The sequence below is a fragment of the Thiohalocapsa marina genome (genome assembly GCF_008632335.1).
Taxonomy (GTDB): Bacteria; Pseudomonadota; Gammaproteobacteria; order Chromatiales; family Chromatiaceae; genus Thiohalocapsa; species Thiohalocapsa marina.
Genome location: NZ_VWXX01000002.1, coordinates 157,999 through 175,153, shown reverse-complemented (window position 1 = coordinate 175,153; position 17,155 = coordinate 157,999). Strand labels below are relative to the sequence as shown.

Here is a 17,155-nt window from a genome sequence, read left to right as displayed (position 1 = left end):
GAAGCCGATGCCCATGCAGCCGATGAGCACAAGCGCACCACCGACCATCAAGTCCGGAAGCCGGGGTCCCTATGTGTCCTATTGCCAGAATCTCCTCAACGCGCGCCTGCCGAGCCATGGATGCCTCTGGGTCGACGGCATCTTCGGCCCGAAGACCGACGCCGCTGTCCGTCAATATCAGGGCATGAAGGGACTGAAGCGCGATGGCATTGTCGGCCCGCTGACATGGACCGCACTCGAGGTTGGGCCGCCGCCCATCAAGAAGCGTCCGTCGGTGGCCTTGCCACCGGTGCCTGCATCCGGGGGGTTATGACAGCCAGCATCAATTTGATACTGGAAGTGCTCAGTTCAATAACCGATATCCCGTGGAGGCGTTCATGCAACACATGCGCTATCGGCTGATATGGATCGGTGGTCTGGCAACGCTGCTTCTTGCCAGCTTGTCCTCGGTACAGGCGCGTGATCTAACACACGACTTACCCGGATCGTGTGACATCCCGGGCATACCCCGCTTTGCGGACTCGGTCATCATCGGCTATCGCCACAGTCAGTTCGATCAGACGGACATTCCGACAGGACCCTGGGATCCCACTCCAGACGTCCGGTTCTGGAAGGACTCTCTTAAACTCGAGGGCCAGCGCACCCGTCTCGTCTATCTCGCGCCAACCGATGCCAGCGCACTGGAGGTCATCCGCAATTATCAGCAGGCACTCGAGGCCACGGACTATCAGGCGCTGTTCAGCTGTTCCGGATTCCGGGACTGCGGAGCTAAGATTGCAGATTTCTACGTCGACGAGCGCAATGGCAAGAAGCTCACCGACAACAACATGCTGAAGAACGTGTATTCCGGTGCCTCGGTTCAGGCGCCTCAGGTGTATGTGGCTAGGCACGCCGGTGCAGAAGCCGCTGCTTACGTCTTCGTCTTTGCGGCCTACCAGGACAACTATGTCGAGCCCGCGGCTGGCGATCGGGTCGCCGTCTTCGTCGAACAGGTGCTGACCAAGCCCATGCAGGACCGCATGCTGGTCATCGAGGCCGCGGAGCTCGCCAGCGGCCTATCAGACGAAGGGCGCATTGCGCTCTATGGCATCACCTTCGATTTCGATCAGGCCACGATCCGCCCAGAGTCACATGCCCAGTTGGAAGAGATGGCAAACTTGCTGCGCACGCAGCCAGACCTCGAGGTCTTCATCGTCGGTCACACCGATAATCGGGGCAGTCTCGACTACAACATGGACCTTTCAAGGCGCCGCGCCGAAGCCGTGGCGGCGGCACTGGCCGATGATTACCAGATCAAGCGGGAACGCCTAACGCCCATGGGCGTCGCCAACCTGGCCCCGGTCGCGTCCAACGCGACGGAAGAGGGGCGCGCCAAGAACCGACGGGTGGAGCTCGTGCAGCGGTAGAGACCTATTCGGCCTTGATCATCAGCTTGGCTGACCGTGCTTAAGATCAAGGCCTCCCGAGACATCGCTCAGGGACATTCAATATCGTGCAGACAAAGATCGATGCAGGCGTGAACTGCAATTGATGCTAGGGTCCGTTCTCGGTAGTTGCGAGCGGCCGGGCGGGTTGATCTTCTTAGTCAAAAAATCCAGGGTTATGGCGCTCATTCACGGCGCCAGGATCAACACCTTGGTCTGGCTCGGCGCTAAACGGCAGCCGGGTGCGTTGGTATTGTTCTGCAAGGACATGCTGGTCATCCGACTGGCCGGCATCCCCTTGATCAGCACCGAGAAGGCGCCGGTGAGGTGACGGGAAGGCCCCATCACGGTACCGGAGGCAACCCCAGTGGCCAGGCCCGCGTTGTCGCCGTTGGTCATGGGGATGGTGGTGCCGAGATTGTGCGCTGGCGTTGCGGCAAACAGGATGTTGGGCACGTTCGGCACCGCCATGGGTCCCATGGCGATGTTCGGGTAGGGGACGGGCACCGGGCCTGCGGGGCTGGGTGTAAGGCAGACATCAGGAAAGGCGGTATCCGTGCCCATCATCTGTGCGTTTGCAAACATCGATCGAACCTCCTAACTGACATGAGGGGCGCGCCACATCCCTAATGATGAAAGACTATGTCGTGAATTTCACGTTAACCGAGATGGATCTGTTCGCCGTCGATCTTGACCAGATGACGGGCGTCGGCGAGCAGGGTGCCGGAGCTCAGGCGCGCGACCTGCTCGGCCCGGATCTCGACGGAACCGGCGTGGACCTGGTCCAGGTCGCGGACCGTCCGTCGCGACTGGCTGAGCGCGAGATTCAGGCGCTCAGCGGTCGCTTCCACCAAGTCGCCGATCAAGCGGCTTGAGCGCAGTGACGCCAACGCCTCGCGCGCGATCAGCCTGAGTCGTGCACCGATCAGGGTCAGCCGATCGGACCTGATCGAGACCTTCGGGCTATCGACGCTGAGATGCGTCCGCGAGCCGAGCGTGAGTGGCCCATCGATCCGAAGCTTCAGGCCTGCCCCGCCGTCGACCTCAACTGCAGCCTCGCCGGGCAGAACGAGGCGGAGCGGCAACGTGGCGCGACGTTCCAGGATCGCGATCACGAAGGCCTCGTCATTCAGGCCCATCGTGATCAGCACCCGATCACCCACCTCGGGCCACACCAGGCAGCTCAAGGCACGGTGCGCCCTAAGAACTCCTGTTGCAGTCTGAATGGTGCAGGTGGCGCCCTCCGCCACCTCGAGGATCTCGCCCTCGAGATGCAACGGATGCGGACGAAGCGTGCTCGCCTGGTCAGATCTCAAGGCATCCATGGGGTTCTCCGCTATTTGATCGTCGGGTTCGGGAATCCACGCTCGACGTGGATGGGGGGTCGAGCCGAAGTGATCATCCTCATCATCCTCCCGACTCGGGAAGCGGCCGCCAATCCTCGGCTGCGCGCTGCTCGGGATCGTCTCCAAGTGCCCGCCCGCGGTCGGTGAAACGGGCGTCGCGGTCGCGCACGCGGTGCAGCTTGGCGCGTAAGAGGGTTGCCCCGCCCAGATCCGCCGCTTCGAGATTGGCGTGCGAGAGATCGGCATAGGTCAGGTCGGCACCGCGCAGATCCGCCTTGCCGAGCTCCGTGGACAGGAAATTGCCCTGGTAGAGGTTGGCACGAGTGAAGCAGGCCCCCTCGGCCCGCGCACCCTGCCAGATCGCCTGGATGAGATTCGCGCCGCTGAAATCGGCGCCTGTCAGGTCGGCTTGTAGAAAGATCGCACCACTCAAGGAGGCCCCACCGAAGCGTGCCCCCTGCAGCCGAGCTGCGGTGAAATTGCCTTGCCGAATCCGTACATGACTGAAATCACAGCCGGTCAAATCGGCCTCGCTGAATTGGACGACATCGAAGTCCTGTCCGGCGAACCGCTGTCCAGCCAAATTGCTCTTGTTGAGAACCACCATGGCGAAATCGGCCCCACGGAAATCGGCCCGTCGCAGATCGCACTCGAGCAGTACGCTGCGCTCGAAGTGCGCATCGGCGAAATCCATCGCGCCGCTGCTCAGGTTGGCCATCACGAGCTGTTCGAGCCGAGCCTCGCGAAACCGAATGTTGGCAAGCTGACCCCCACTGAATCCGGCCAGGTGCAGCCTTACCCGGTCGAAGAGCACACCCTCCAGGCGGCATTCATGCCAATTGGCATTCTCGATGAGCGCCTCGGCGAAGGACACTGCGTGAAGCTCGGAGGCGAAAAAGAGGGTCCCCGATAGCCTTGCGGCGTCGAAGACAGACCGCGTTAGACGGCAGTGAGTGAACTGGCAGTCGGTCAGGTCGGCACCGCGCAGATCGACTCCATCGAGCTCGCATTTGTCGAGCCGCAGCGCCGCCAGATCCGCTCCTCGCAGATCGAGCCCGCGCAGCGTCGCGCCGCTGAGCAGTTCGGCGTCCTGGGCCAGCCGTTCGATGGTCTCGCGGTCCATCTTGGCTGTCAGTCCGCGCGCTCGGGTGGCCGATAGCGCGGACGTGTCCTGGCCCGCGTGAAGATTGCACCATCGAAGCGAACCCCCGGACCGACCTGCACCCGCGCGAGATCGGCCTCGTGCAGATTGGCATGAGAGAGCTCGGAGCGCTCTAGACGCGCATGTTGCAGGACCGCCCCGGCCAGATTGCAGCTCCCGAGATCGGCGCCACCGAGGTCCGCTCGCACCAGCCGGGCGCCGCGTGCATCAGCGGCATAGAAGCGTGTCTCGCGCAGATTGCAACCGCTGAAATCGCAGCCGCGCAGCTCGGCCCGCGAGAAATTGGCGCAGCGCAGACTGGCCTCGCGAAAGGAGACCTCGTTCAGGCGGGCGCCGCTGAACTCGACCCCATCGAGCTGGCAATTCAACGCGAAGCAACCAGCCCCGAGGCTCAGATCCCGAAAACAGCTGCGCCTGGCCCGCATCCCGACGAAGGCGGCCTTGGTGATGGACGCCCCGGTAAAGTCGGTTTCCTCGAGGTTGCAATCCTGAAAGACCGCCTGGGCATAACGGATCCCGGCGAAGCTGCAGCCCCGCAGGTCGGCCTCGCGCCATAGGACCATGGAGTCGGCCTCTGTTGCGGAGAAATCGACCGCGACGACCTCCGCATCGGTCAGACGCAGACCCTCGATGCGGGCACCGTGCAGGGTCGAGTTGCCCAGCCGGGCGCGCTCCAGGATTGCCTCACTGAGGTCCGCGCCGCTCAGATCGGCACGCGCGATCTGGGCCGCACCAAGGTTGCACTCGCGCAGATCGGCATCGATCAGGCGGGTGGCGATGAGTCGCGCGTGGGCCAGCATGGCCCGGCTCAGCTTGGCCCGATCGAGCAGCGCGCCGCTCAGGTCAGCTGCCTCCAGGAGCGCGCCACTCAGATCGGCTCCGCGCAGGTCCATCCGGCTCAGATCCGCCCGGGTCAGATCCCAGCCCGCAAGCGAGCCGCCGCGCGCGAGCTCGGCCTGGACACGGACGCGCAGGTCTTCACGGGCGGCTTCGGCCAGCGGGTCAGGCGGCCGTTGGTGATGGCCGGTTGCCTGGTAGGCCGCGAGCTGTTGTCGGTCTCCCTCGCGCCAACGCGCCAGCGTGTCTGGATCGCTCAGCATCTGCTCCAACTCGGCGACGTCGGTGCCCCCCGCACGCCCCTCCTCGGCCAAGCGGGTCAGGTCGGCGATCAAGGGCTCGGCGTTCGGCCGCGGCGGACCACGTGTCAGGTCGCCGCTCATCTCGCGCTCGATCTGTTCCATGTCCACGCCATCGCGGGCCGCGACCACGCGGACCTCATCCAAGGTATTCCGCTTCTCCTGCTCCAATCGCTCGGCAAGCGCGGCGGACTCGGCCTCCATCCGTTTACGGATATCGATGAGGTCATCGAGGGTTTGAATCCGGGGTGGGTCGGGGAGATCGGCCGGCGGGCCATGTTCGTCCGGGTCCAGGCCATGGGCGGCGACCAGGGCCCGTGCCTCGGCACGCTCGCGCGCGGCACGGCGCATGGCGCGTTCGTAGGCCGGACTCGGCTTATCCGGCGGGTCGAACAGCGACACCGCAAGATCCGCCGGCATGAGGTCGGACTCGCGCAGCGACTCCAGTGCACCCTGGTCCGGATCGCGTCGACGCTCCTGAACGGCGCGATAATGCTCGCTCGGACGCGCCTCGCCCAGTCGCTCGACCGCGGCGAGGAGTGTCTGAACATCCGCGGCATCATCTTCGCCGATGTGCATCCAGCCTTGGAAGACCTGGATCAGACGTTCTTCCTCCGGAAAGAACCAGAGCGCCTTGAGCGACATGGAGAGCTCCTCGAAGGTCTCGTCTGCCGCCTTCTTTCGGGTGGCGAATACCCGCGTGGCGAGCCCTGGCAGGACACCCTCGATGCGATCGAGCTCGGGATGCAGCAGGTCAAAGGCATAGCCCTCGTCTCCCCGGAAGGGCGTTGCCTGCTGCTGATCCTCCGGGGCCAGGTTGAAGAAGCTGCCGTCCAGATCGCGGGCCAAGCCTGGATAATCCCGCTCCAGCCAGGCTTGGTCATAGGTCCCTCGCTTGGCGGCTCGGGTCGCCCAGGTCTGGTCCAGCGGACCGAAGCCGGCCGGGCGACCGACAGCGCTCGGGCGAGTCAAGGGGCGATCGGGATATTCGACCCGCGGCAGCAGGCGCATGCGGGTACCGTCGATCTCGCTGTCGCGCCGGCCCATGCCGACAGGGTTGGCGGCAAAATCCTCCCCGCCATAGGTCTGACTCCAGTCGAGCGCCAGTCGCTCAAAAGCCAGCGGCGCCGAGGGACGCTCGCCCTCCCAGAAACGCAGCCCCCAGACGACCAACTCCTTGCTCAGGTTGCCGACCTGCGCGCGCACTCGGCAGGCGCGCCGACGATCCGCACGGGTAAAGGCGGTGGCGCCAACCAGATATTCGGCCCGAGGACGCGGGTAACCCTCCTCCAAGGGACCTTGAGACTCAGGCCGGCTTGCCCAAAACGGCCAGAGCTGTTGCTCGGTCAGGAGCCGGCTCGTGCGTCCAAGGGTCGAAAAGAGGATGACCGAGACGCCGAGCATGAAGCGCCCCCCGTGCTCGAAGGGGCGAGTCAGGAGAGAGGCCGACAATGGCTTGACACACCGCATTGTGGTGCCGATTACATCAGAATCTTGAGGGTTGCCATGTCGATGCCGGTTGCCTCGTTGAGCATGCTTAGTGCAAATTTTTGGTCGTTCAAGCTTCCGGCGCTCAGATCCGCACCAACCTTCTCGAACTTTAGACCGACAGCGGCGTTGGTCGAGCCCGTCACCTCGGCCTTGATGCCGTTCACCTCCATGACCGCCCCATTGAAGTCCAGCTTGGAGGCATAGCCTTCCTTGATCGTCCCACCAATCTGATTCAGTTCGAAATCGATCACCTTGGTTCCGCCGGGTGCAACGATGGTCATCCCACCGGTCGCGTTGATCGTGAATGGCCCGCCTGAACTGAGTTTGACACTGCCACCGACGGTCTGCGTAAGGCTTGCGCCGATCTGTTCCGTGCGGCTGGCGCCGACCGTGACCGCCTCGGAGGCGCCGACACTCAGGACTCGGCTCGCGCCGATGCTGACAGACTCGCTGGCGCCGACGGCCTCGGAGCGGCTGGCGCCAATACTGATGGTCTCGTTGGCCGCGACGGTTTCTGTGCGGCTGCCGCCGATGCTAATGTTCTCATTGCCTCCAACGCTTTCCGTTCGGTTGGCGCCAATGGTGGTGGTCTCGTTGTTCCCGACGGTCAGGCCGCGGTCTACGCCCACCTGAATGGACTCATTGTTGGTGACATCACGGCTGCGGTCGTGCAGCACATGCTCGCGCAGGTCATGCTCAACGGTGCTGTCCTTGTCGAATTGGCCATGCTCCCGGATCAGCTCGCTGCCCTGGGTGTCGTCCATGACGTATTCGTTGTAGCCGCCACCGCCCTTGGTGCTATTGGACTTCACGCCGCTGAAGACCGCCTCGGCCGGTAGGCTATAGGGCGGCATCTCGGTACCGTTGTAGACCCGACCAGTGATGATGGGCTGGTCTGGATCACCTTCCAGGAAGTCGACGATGACCTCTTGGCCAATTCGGGGGATCGCAATGGCTCCCCAGTTCTTGCCCGCCCAAGGGTGCGAGACGCGTACCCAGCAGGAGCTATTCTCGTCCGATTTTCCATAGCGATCCCAATGGAACTGGACCTTGACCCGGCCGTATTCGTCGGTCCAGATCTCCTCGCCGGACTTGCCGACAACGATGGCGGTCTGAGGTCCCTGGACCGAGGGTCTGGGTGTCGCCCGAGGTGGACGAAATGGTGTCTGTGCATCGATCGCCGTGATGCTGCATCGAACGATCGGGCCTTGGGCGGTGGCGCCCGCGGAGCCGAAGAGATCGGACTGAAGCTGATAATCCGTCGCGAGGATCAGATATTCTCGATTCTGATCGTCTCGGGGATAGTTGACGAGATTGAACAAGCCGCCAGCAGCGAGCCCACGGACATGGCCCCTGGCATGGATGAGCTCGTAGCCCGCATGGATTTCTTCCAGACGAACACGGGCGTAGGCCTCGCCATCACCACTCTCCGTATACGCTCCTGGATAATCGTAGACCTCCAGATCTGCCTTCTCATGCGGCTTTGGGCTGCTGCGCTTGGCGAACAGGTTCTTCCGCGGTGCCGTGAAATCGAAGTCGGTATGCGCATAGGCGCCGGACTGCACGACTTGGGCGACAGTCAGTTCATGGATATGATCGCCATGCAGCGCGGTCTCGTCGGGGGGATAGTAGGGTACCTCCTCGCAGCCGGCGATGGCATTGTGGGCGCTATAGCCGTCGGCCAGGATAAGCGTATGCTTTCCCTCTTCGTGGACGAAGTAATAGTAGATACCTTCCTGCTCCATCAAACGGCTGACGAAGTTGAAGTCCGTCTCGCGGTATTGGACACAATAGCCCCATTGTCGGTAGCTGGCACTGAGGCGCTCTTCGAAATCCGTGTAGCCGTGCTCGCGGAAGATCTCTTTGACGATATCGGGGACGGTCTTGTCCTGAAAGATGCGGCAGTCGGCAGTCCGCGTCAGGAACCAGAGCCATGGAACGAGTGTGGCCTGGTAGATGGCAAATGCGCCATCGAAGCCCACTTGAGAGAAACGGCTGACGATGCCGCTAAAGTAGCGCTGACCGCCGTCGAGCAGACTGACCCTGACGGTGGCCGGCTGGCCAAGCAGATCCGAGTGACGGATGTCGATATCTTCGCTGACCAGCTCGAGCTGATATTCGAACAAGCGACTCAGTTGCTCGCTGGCCGCCATGCCGCGCAACAGCAATACATCATCGCCCAGCGATGTCGAGACGGATAATTCCCTTGCCTGTTGACTCAGAGTCATGCGCTCATCCTCCCGATGCCTTGCACCTGAGTATAGGTCAGGTCTGCCTAAACCACCGAAAACTCGATAACGAGCGCTGTGACGTTATCCCGCGCCCCGGCCTCACATGTCGTCTCGATCAGTTGCTGAACCGTCTCGGTTGGCGCCCCGGAGGCGAGCAGTGCTCCAATGCGTTCGCGGCTCAACTCTTTGCTCAAGCCATCGCTGCAGAGCAGATAACGGTCGCCAGGGTGCAGGGAGTCGATGGCGGTGTCGATTTGCAGCTCGTCCTCTGCACCGATGGCGCGCGAGAGGACATTGGCGTGGGGGTGCGCGTCGGCTTCGTCGGGCGACAGCATGCCCTGCGCAACCCACTGCTGGACCTCGGTGTGGTCTGTGGTGAGTTGCGTGAGGCGGCCTTCGCGCAGCCGATAGATGCGACTGTCACCAACCCAGAGCAGCGCGCAGGCACCGCCCAAGGCGAGCAGTGCCACCAGGGTGGTGCCGATGATCTCATCACCCTTGGCGGCCGCTTCTGCGATGAGTTGGCGATTGGCCTCTTGAATGAGACTTTCCAGCTGTTCCGTCGACCGACCGAGGAACCTCGGTGACGGCAGCCTTGCCAGGGTCTCGACAACGAGTGCGCTGGCCCGCTCTCCGGCCGCATGTCCACCCATGCCGTCGGCGACTGCCCAGAGTCCGAGATCCGGGCGGTCGAGGAAGGCATCCTGGTTGACGCTCCGCACGCAGCCTGGGTGTGTTGCTGCCGCCGATTTCCAGCGCATCATTGATTGCTCCCCTGTTCCTATGCAGGCTCGCCAAGTCCGGCGTCAGTGATTGGGTCGCCAAGGTTCCACCATTGGCCGGCGCCCCAATCACCGGTATAGAGCGCAGGAAAGGCCTGCTCGACCGGCAGCCCCTGGCAGAGCAGCAGCGAGGGTGCTACACGCTCTGAGCCAGCAGACCACCAGAGGCTGTAGCTCAGGAACAGCTCTTGCAGCGCGAGATGCAGGAAGGCGAACGTCGCATGAGGCATGTATCGCGACTCGCTCAGGCCCAGCCTCCAGCCCCTCGGCTCGAGGGGGGCGGGGGAGACGGTCTGCGTCGATGGCGCCGGTGTCCCGGGCAGCGAACTTAGCTGCATCAGGCCGGTATCGAGTTCCTCCAGGCTCAAAGCGCCTTCAAGGGCGTCGAGCATCAGCGACTGAGCACTGTCGAGCCACTCATGGCCGGACGAGAGTGCGAGAAAGGGGTTTGTGCCCTGAGGCAGAGCGCAGGCGACGGTCAGCGGGAAATAACGGCCGACCCGATCGACACTGGGCATGAGCAATCCGCACCAAGGGGTCTGCCCGGCGATGCCGGCGGTGAGCACGAAGCGCCAGATGGGGCTGGTCAGGTAGGCGTCGAGCCAAGCGTCGCCGAGTGCCTCGCGGCTCTGGTTCAGGCAGGACTGTAGCCAGGGATCCCAGACGCGCAGGAAGGCTTGAGGCAGGCGACGCGTGATGAAGTCGCCCTGTCCCGGCAGCTTGCCGAAGAGCCCCGCGGCGATCTGCTCGGCCGTTACAGCCTGTCCGGGCATCGGAACCCCCTCAGCGCATTCAGATTGAACGGGTTGCGCACGCTGACCGCACGCAGGTCGAAATTGGCGTTGTGCCCGGCAAGCTGAAAGCCGACCCGGAAGAGCTCCTGCTGGCTGGTGGCCCGGATGCTGGCGGTATCCAGCAGGCGGAACCAGGCCCAGGGGCCAGAGAATGTGAGGGTTGGGCGTGCGCCCAGGGTATCGACGAAGACCATGCGCACGCGCCCTGGCGCCGTCGGTGACGGCCATTGCAGCGGGTAAGTGACCATGGGTCCTTGCCGGTAATCGACGATCTGGCCACCAAGGTCGAGGATGAACTGCTTTATCTCCGCATCGAGCGCGCGTGGGGTGAGATCGAACTGGATGCTCGGCAGCTTGCCGCCGCTGAGGAAGAAGGCCTCGCGGATGACGGCCGCGCGCTGGAACTGGGCCAGGACCTCCTCGGGGATGCCGATGCCGGAACCGATCCAGCGCCACTGGGGCCCCGAGGTGTCCGCCAGCGGGCCGAGATTCTCCTTGAAGAAGGCGTCCAGCAGCCCCCCTGGGCCGAACATGCGGCCAAAGTCGTGCAGCGTCGTCTCCCGCGGACTGTCGCGGTCGAACGGATAGCGGTCGTGGATGGCCTCGCGACAGAACGGCAAGACCTCGGCGGTCCAGAGACGGTTCAGCTGCGCACGCATGCCACCGGAGACGATATCGGCGCTGTCCTGCGCCAGAGTGGTCAGGAGGCGCGAGACCGGATCGGGCAGCTCGCCGGCCACCTGCCTGACCCCTGCGATCTCGGCGCTCTCGCCAGCCGCGAGCACACCACGCCCGGCGCTTGCGGCAGTGCCGACCGACTTCAGGTACAGATTCATCTGATCCAGCGCCTCGAGTGCCTTGTCGAAGGGCGGCGCTTGGCCCTCAGGCGCAATCATGAGGTCGTACAGCCAGCGGAAGCGGCGCGTGACATAGGCCTCAGGGGCCTCTTCGGTCGCGATCTCGGCGATCTGGGATTCGCCACCAAAGTAGCGATCCACCCGCTGCAAGAATCCCGACGCGGATCCGGGTCCCGGTGTTTCGTCCTGATCGCCCTCTGCGCTGCGGTCCAGCCTCGTCTGGGTCGCGACGGCAGTGAGCAGTCTGCGCAGCGGCGACTGGTCCTTGTCCGCAAGCACCCTCGCGATCTCGGCGGCATGATGCAGGTCGCGCGGGGGGACGAGGTCGATGTCCTGCAGCAGATCGTTCCAGGCGGCGACATAATCGCGCAGGTAGAGGGAGCGTACATCCTCCAGCAAACGGCTGAACGGTTCCGAGCCCGGCGTGAGCGCTTGGCTGGAGCCGAGGATCCAGGCCTCTTCGGCGGTCATGCCGACGAGCCGCAGGGCTTGCCGGGCAAAGCCCTGATGGTAGCCCTCGTAGGTATAGAGGGCCGGGATGCCGTCATTGAGCGAGCGTCCGCTGCGTCGCTGGAACACCAGCTTGGCGTAATCGCCCGCGGCCTCGCTCACGGTGAAGTCCGGGAATCCGAGGCCCAGGCCATCGCGCTGGAGCCGCTCGTAGATGCGCTCGGCGAGCGGGACGCGGTTGATGATCTCGCGGGAACGGGCGATCAGGTTCGCGTCGAGCGCCAATGGCAGTGGCGCCGGGCGCTGCTCCAGAAGGGCCTGCAGGTGATCCTTCAGCGATTCGCGCTGCTGCGCTGGATTGGCACGCGGCAGATTCCGCTCCCAATCACGCCCAACCCAGTATTGAATGCTCTCGGCGTCATAATGGGCGGGAGTGTCCAGCATCAGATAGATGCGCAGTGCATCGTAGAGAAAGTCCGGATCACCGCCGGCCTCGCGAATCTGGTCCTCCAGTCGCAGCATGACCGATGGCAGCAAGGTCTTGCGTAAGATCCGCTGATAGGCGCGCTCGGCCTCGGGGCCGAGCTTTTCCCCTTGATAGAGGCCGAGGCGGGACAGCAGGGGCGCTCCGCGATCACGGTCGGCATAGCCGCCGGGGATCGTGCGTGCGGCATCGAGCAGTGGCAAGAGCGCAATGGGATCCCGCTCGACCGGGCCCAAGGCGTCGATCTGGGCGTCGATCTCCAGCAAGGCCTGGTCGACGGTCTGCGTATAGGCCTTGTTGCGGCTATAACTGGTGGTCCAGGCAGCGGCCGCGAGCAGCGTCAGGCCAATGGCGCTTGCGTAGGCTCCGTTGCGCAGCCAGCGGCGGCGGCGCTCGAGACGCGGATTGAGCCCCGCAAGGCCGGCCTCAGGGAAGACCAGGTCGCGGAACAGTCGCGCCAGGAAGTAGCCGCGGCCGGTGCCATCGAAGGGCTGCGGGCCCTGCCGCGACAGGCCGAAGCTGGCGGCGATGCCTGCCAGCACGCGATCGATGGGCGTGCCGGTCTGGGTGCCGCTGGTGAAGTAGACCCCGCGCAGCAGGGGGCGGACCTCGTAGCGGCTGGGCGTGAAGACCGCGCGGACGAAATCGTCGACCGGCTCCGTGAGCGCGGCAAACTGCTCCGGAAAGGCAAAGATGAGGCTGCGCTTATGCGCGTCGCGCTCCGCCTGCAAACGGGCGAGGCGCCGCTGAGACAGCCGCACGAGCAAGGCGTCGAGCGCGTCGCGCAGCCCTTCGACCGGGGCCATGCCGACACCCTCATCATCCAGTCGCAGTGTGGTGCCCCAGACCTGCTCGCGCTGCTCCTTGCCCAGATCGGCGAAGTATTCCATGAACCCCGCGACCAAGTCCGCCTTCATGAACAGGACGTAGACCGGGAAGCGGATCTTGAACCTGGTGTAGAGCTCCTGCAGGCGTTGTCTGATCGCTTGTGCATGGGCCGCTCGCTCGGTGGGCGACTGCTGCAGCAGATCGGCCAGGCTGACGGCGACGAGGACACCGTTGATCGGTCGCCGCGGCCGGTGCTTCTTGAGCATGCCCAGAAAGCCTAGCCAGGCGTTGCTGTCCACTTGCTGGTAGCTGTCTTGGGTGGTGTAGCGGCCGGCGGTGTCGAGCAGCACGGCGTCTTCAGCAAACCACCAGTCGCAATTGCGCGTGCCGCCAACACCCTGAATGGGGTCCTTGCCCACCCGATCGACCAGCGGAAAGCGCAGGCCCGCGTTGAGCAGTGCCGTGGTCTTGCCGCATCCAGGCGGCCCGATGATGAGATACCAGGGCAGTTGATAGAGCCAGCGACCTCCGAGCCGATGGCGCGTCTCGGAACGCCTCAGCAGACCCAGGGCATCGCGAAAACGCTCCTCGAGCAACTGCAGCTCTTCAGCGGATGCGGCCTGTGCCGGATCGACGTCCTCCGTCCTTGAGGCCGCCAGCTGATCGACGAGGCGGCGGTTGCGCAGACGCGCCCGCACCGCCGACCCGATCTGCCAGAGCCCCCAGGTGCCGAACAGGGCGGCCATGACCGCCAGTCGGGCGGACGGCGATGCCAGCGGTACGCGCCCGCCGATGCCGATCAAATCGCCCGCGAGCCAGACCAGCACGGCCAGGGCAAGGGTTCCAAGCAGACTCAGAAACCAGCGCTTTCCGACGAATGCGAACAGCGTCTTCATGGCTTTTTCTTCTGCGGCTAGCGCATCTCAGCCGGCATCGGTGCCGCGGGGTGGCATCAGCGTGATCTCGACCCGACGGTTACGGGCGTTCGTCGGATCAGCCGGTACCCGCAGCTCAGTGTCTGATCGGCCCTGGGCGCTCAGACGGTCATCGCCACCCATGACCGTCGCCAGGAGATTGCGCACGCTCTCCGCGCGCGCCTGTGACAGCACCTGATTCGACGGAAAACGCAATGTCCTGATGGGCACGCTGTCGGTATGCCCGGTCACCAGTACCGGGCCGGGCAGCTGCATCAGGGCTTCGCCGATTCGCTGCAGGTGCAATCGATATTCGGGCTTGACCTTGACCTGACCTGACGCGAACAAGCCGTCTCCATGCAGGATCACCGTCTGCCCCAGGGGGGTGTCGACCACCTCGAGCTGATTGGCGGCGATCTCCTGGGCCAGCAGGATGCGCAGCGTGAGCTTCGGCTTCGGCTTGGGTTCGGGTATGGGCTTGGGCGGTGCCGGCTGCGAAACCGCCGCGACGGTGGGCACCTCGAGCGCCGGGCGCTCGAAGTCGACGGGGATGTTTCTGCCGACCTGCGCCAACCCGGCAAATACCGGGTCCGAGGCGCGGTGCAAGGCAAAGGTGAAGGTGCTGAAAAGGCCGAGCAATGCGATGCCGGAGATGGCCGCGAAGACCCACAATGGCAACTGGTGAATCAGCGGATCACGCCGTCGGCTTTCGCCGCGCCAGTGCGGTGAGAGCTCGGGCTCCGGCTCGCCGCGCTGATTGCGGATGGCCAGATAGAGACGTTCGCGCACCTGCTGGAGCTCGGCACGTCCTCCGTCGCGCACCCGATAACGTCCCTCGAAGCCCATCGCCAGACAGAGATAGAGCAGCTCGAGCAGCTGGAGGTTGCCACTGGGAAAGGCCAGCAGCCGATCCAGTGCCTCGAAGAACTTCTCGCCGCCCCAGGTCTCGTTGTGAAAGCTGATCAGCAGTCCATGAGCCCCCCAGGCGCTTTCGCTGCCCCAGGGGGTGTCCAGCACAGATTCGTCCAGGAGGGCGCAAAGGACGTAGCGGGCGGGCAGCACGACCGGGTCGGCAAGGCCGCGGGCGCGGGCGCAGGTCTCGAACTCCCGCACCTGCTGCACAAGGCGCTCCAGCAGCGCGGCAGGATCGGGGTGCGAGGGCGTACCGCGCAGTTGTGCCGCAACCGTTAGCAGTCCGGATGCACAGGCGACCAACGGATTCTGGTCTGCTGACACAGCAAGATCGGCACGCCATCGTACACCAAGCGGCGGCGACGGAGGTGGGGCTGCTGGGGTGACAGCCCCGGCACGTCGCCCTCCCGGCACCGGCCGTATGACCGTCGGGCCGCCGTCGTCTGCGGAGAAGAAGGGATCGTCGTGGCTCATGGATCACTCGCGAATCGCCCAGAGTTCCAGCTCCAGATCGGGGAACTCGCCGCCCACATGCAGCCCGAAGCCGCCGGAGGGCGCCAGCTGGCGCCAGAAGTCGCTGGTACGGTCGAGCTCGAAATAGTTGAAGCCGGCATGGTAGGGCAGTTCCATCGGTGCCATCGGCATCGGGTAGAGCCCGATCCCTGGCAGGGCCAGCTTGACCAGCTCCTGGATCTTGTCGATGGGGCCAATCTTGGCCTGTGCGGGGAAGCGCCCGCGGACCTTCTCCGGATCCACACCGGCCTTGGCCGCGAGCACGAATCTGGCATTGTCCAGCAGCGACTTGTCCGCGACCAGCGCCACCCTGAAGCCGAACTTGCGCTCCTGGATCGGGATCGCGATCGCGCGCTCGACCCCTTCGCGGCTCAGGAATTGCCTGAGCGCCTCGAAGACCGGGCCGAAGGTCGCGGCGAGATCCTCATGGTCGTAGACGGGGAAGACGGGCGGACGCTTGTCGTCAGTGGTAAAGGTGGAGAGCTCGCCCGCGAATTGCAGCAGTTCGCGGTACAGCGTCTCGGGGTGATGTCCGTCCATGCCGGCCAGGTGCGCAACCAGAGGTTCCTGGCGGTTGATGAGCTGCAGCAGCAGGAAGTTGGCCCATTCGGATACCCCACCGCTCGCACCGGCGCGCACCCGCGCGGCGAGCGTATCCGCCCGCCGGCGGCACAGCCCCTGGAGTTCCTCCAGAAAGGCGCGCAGTCGCGTGCTGGCGGTGATTTCGACACAGGGCGGGATGTAGTTCTGGTCGAGCAGCACCTGCCCGTCGGACCGTCTCTCGAGGATGCGCGCGATGCCGCAGCAGGCATACCCGTCACGGTTGTCACGCCCCAGCAACAGGCGCAGATCGAGCTGCCCGACCTCGAGCAACTCTTCGGTTTGTGCGGCTGTGGTGTTGTCGCGCACGGTTTCCTCGCCGGCGCGATAGCGCAGCATCGTCTGCGCGTCTTCCGGTCCGCCGCTCTCCCTGGCACCGGGACGCTGCAGCGGCAGCGCCAAATACAAGATCTGCCCGGCGCTGTCCTCGCCCACTTGTATGGGGGCCGGCAGGGGATCCGAGGCGGGGGCATCGATGGGGGTATCGTCGGGCAAGAGGCCAATCACTTCGGTCAGGCTGAGCTTACCCAGTGCCAATAGGTCCTGGTCGAGACGCAGACGACGCAAACCCCAGGGGTGCGGCATGCCCAGGCGCCGGGATGCGGCGATCAGGTGCTCGAGATACCTGTCCTGCTGCTGGAAGTGATGGGGCCTTAGAAACAGCCCTTCCGACCAGAGCACGCGATTCGTACAGGCCATGGTCGTCGTGTCCTATTGTGCTGATAGGCGGATCGCGTCGGCTTCGATGATCACGGAGACCCGATTGACTTGCTTCGCCTTGATCGGGGCGAGGTCGCGCCACTGCGTCCGATCGATGTCACGATAGGCGGCAACGACACCCAGATAGGCCGTCTCCTGCGTCACCGTCTTTTCTATGCGATAGCCCTGGCCGGGCAACAGATTGATCTCCTCGCTGCCGAGCAGGTCGGCGCCAAGGACTGTGCCGGCATGCTCGTACAGGCTGAAGAAATCGGCCGTCGAGAAGCTGCCTGAGGCCTTCAATTCATACAGACGAACGACGATCGGCCGCCCGGGCTGACCGGGAGAGGCATTGGCGTCCTTGCGAGCAGCCAGCGAGATCTCGACAGTGGTCTCTGGCGGGGGAGGCGGGGGACTCCCGCAGGCCTGCAGGAGCAACAGTGCTATTGCCAAGATCAGGAGGACATTCGATGAACGGCGCAACTGCGGGTTTGGCATGCCTGGTGCTCCGATGTTCTGTATGGATCTCTTA

The 17,155-nt window shown here is 64.4% G+C and carries 13 protein-coding genes; 2 read left to right on the top strand and 11 right to left on the bottom strand.

What is annotated here, in order from left to right:
* The first annotated feature begins 22 nt into the window (after positions 1 to 22).
* Together F2Q65_RS02255 and F2Q65_RS02250 are read left to right on the top strand one after the other, a co-directional pair.
* Positions 23 to 313 (top strand): peptidoglycan-binding domain-containing protein, encoded by a 291-nt coding sequence (locus tag F2Q65_RS02255; protein ID WP_211353923.1) that lies wholly within the window; start codon positions 23 to 25, stop codon positions 311 to 313.
* Between the two features lie 73 nt (positions 314 to 386).
* Complete coding sequence (locus tag F2Q65_RS02250; protein ID WP_246155925.1) at positions 387 to 1,406, top strand: OmpA family protein; 1,020 nt, start codon at positions 387 to 389, stop codon at positions 1,404 to 1,406.
* A 207-nt stretch (positions 1,407 to 1,613) separates the two neighbouring features.
* Here the strand turns inward: F2Q65_RS02250 and F2Q65_RS02245 are convergent, their stop codons facing one another.
* From F2Q65_RS02245 to tssJ, 11 genes are all read right to left on the bottom strand, one after another.
* Positions 1,614 to 2,009: a DUF4150 domain-containing protein gene (locus tag F2Q65_RS02245; protein WP_150089978.1), complete on the bottom strand. Its 396-nt coding sequence runs from the start codon at positions 2,007 to 2,009 to the stop codon at positions 1,614 to 1,616.
* A gap of 74 nt (positions 2,010 to 2,083) precedes the next feature.
* Complete coding sequence (locus F2Q65_RS02240; RefSeq protein WP_170265460.1) at positions 2,084 to 2,749, bottom strand: DUF3540 domain-containing protein; 666 nt, start codon at positions 2,747 to 2,749, stop codon at positions 2,084 to 2,086.
* Positions 2,750 to 2,831: 82 nt separating this feature from the next.
* Entirely contained in the window at positions 2,832 to 3,893 is a 1,062-nt protein-coding gene (locus F2Q65_RS02235) for a pentapeptide repeat-containing protein (RefSeq protein WP_150089974.1), read from the bottom strand.
* Positions 3,894 to 3,901: 8 nt separating this feature from the next.
* Positions 3,902 to 6,520: a DUF2169 family type VI secretion system accessory protein gene (locus F2Q65_RS02230; protein WP_170265458.1), complete on the bottom strand. Its 2,619-nt coding sequence runs from the start codon at positions 6,518 to 6,520 to the stop codon at positions 3,902 to 3,904.
* Positions 6,521 to 6,549: 29 nt separating this feature from the next.
* Positions 6,550 to 8,787, bottom strand: coding sequence for a type VI secretion system Vgr family protein (locus F2Q65_RS02225; RefSeq protein ID WP_150089970.1), 2,238 nt, complete (start codon positions 8,785 to 8,787; stop codon positions 6,550 to 6,552).
* Positions 8,788 to 8,834: 47 nt separating this feature from the next.
* Positions 8,835 to 9,554 (bottom strand): PP2C family protein-serine/threonine phosphatase, encoded by a 720-nt coding sequence (locus tag F2Q65_RS02220; RefSeq protein ID WP_170265457.1) that lies wholly within the window; start codon positions 9,552 to 9,554, stop codon positions 8,835 to 8,837.
* A gap of 17 nt (positions 9,555 to 9,571) precedes the next feature.
* Complete coding sequence (tagF, locus tag F2Q65_RS02215) at positions 9,572 to 10,345, bottom strand: type VI secretion system-associated protein TagF (RefSeq protein ID WP_150089968.1); 774 nt, start codon at positions 10,343 to 10,345, stop codon at positions 9,572 to 9,574.
* Positions 10,327 to 13,881 carry a type VI secretion system membrane subunit TssM gene (tssM, locus tag F2Q65_RS02210; RefSeq protein WP_150089966.1) on the bottom strand — a complete coding sequence of 1,185 codons (3,555 nt, stop codon included), beginning with the start codon at positions 13,879 to 13,881 and terminating at the stop codon, positions 10,327 to 10,329. Before tssM ends, tagF begins: the two co-directional genes overlap by 19 nt.
* A 27-nt stretch (positions 13,882 to 13,908) precedes the next feature.
* Complete coding sequence (gene icmH, locus F2Q65_RS02205; RefSeq protein ID WP_246155924.1) at positions 13,909 to 15,135, bottom strand: type IVB secretion system protein IcmH/DotU; 1,227 nt, start codon at positions 15,133 to 15,135, stop codon at positions 13,909 to 13,911.
* 153 nt (positions 15,136 to 15,288) lie between these two features.
* On the bottom strand, positions 15,289 to 16,623 hold the full coding sequence (gene tssK / locus F2Q65_RS02200) for a type VI secretion system baseplate subunit TssK (RefSeq protein ID WP_150089962.1): 1,335 nt from the start codon (positions 16,621 to 16,623) through the stop codon (positions 15,289 to 15,291).
* 12 nt (positions 16,624 to 16,635) lie between these two features.
* On the bottom strand, positions 16,636 to 17,121 hold the full coding sequence (gene tssJ, locus F2Q65_RS02195; protein WP_150089960.1) for a type VI secretion system lipoprotein TssJ: 486 nt from the start codon (positions 17,119 to 17,121) through the stop codon (positions 16,636 to 16,638).
* Between the last annotated feature and the right edge of the window lie 34 nt (positions 17,122 to 17,155).

Coding starts and splice junctions, on each gene's coding strand:
- F2Q65_RS02255 (WP_211353923.1), top strand. CDS start 23: ATGAGCACAAGCGCACCACCGACCATCAAGTCCGGAAGCCGGGGTCCC.
- F2Q65_RS02250 (WP_246155925.1), top strand. CDS start 387: ATGCGCTATCGGCTGATATGGATCGGTGGTCTGGCAACGCTGCTTCTT.
- F2Q65_RS02245 (WP_150089978.1), bottom strand. CDS start 2,009: ATGTTTGCAAACGCACAGATGATGGGCACGGATACCGCCTTTCCTGAT.
- F2Q65_RS02240 (WP_170265460.1), bottom strand. CDS start 2,749: ATGGATGCCTTGAGATCTGACCAGGCGAGCACGCTTCGTCCGCATCCG.
- F2Q65_RS02235 (WP_150089974.1), bottom strand. CDS start 3,893: ATGGACCGCGAGACCATCGAACGGCTGGCCCAGGACGCCGAACTGCTC.
- F2Q65_RS02225 (WP_150089970.1), bottom strand. CDS start 8,787: ATGACTCTGAGTCAACAGGCAAGGGAATTATCCGTCTCGACATCGCTG.
- F2Q65_RS02220 (WP_170265457.1), bottom strand. CDS start 9,554: ATGATGCGCTGGAAATCGGCGGCAGCAACACACCCAGGCTGCGTGCGG.
- tagF (WP_150089968.1), bottom strand. CDS start 10,345: ATGCCCGGACAGGCTGTAACGGCCGAGCAGATCGCCGCGGGGCTCTTC.
- tssM (WP_150089966.1), bottom strand. CDS start 13,881: ATGAAGACGCTGTTCGCATTCGTCGGAAAGCGCTGGTTTCTGAGTCTG.
- tssK (WP_150089962.1), bottom strand. CDS start 16,623: ATGGCCTGTACGAATCGCGTGCTCTGGTCGGAAGGGCTGTTTCTAAGG.
- tssJ (WP_150089960.1), bottom strand. CDS start 17,121: ATGCCAAACCCGCAGTTGCGCCGTTCATCGAATGTCCTCCTGATCTTG.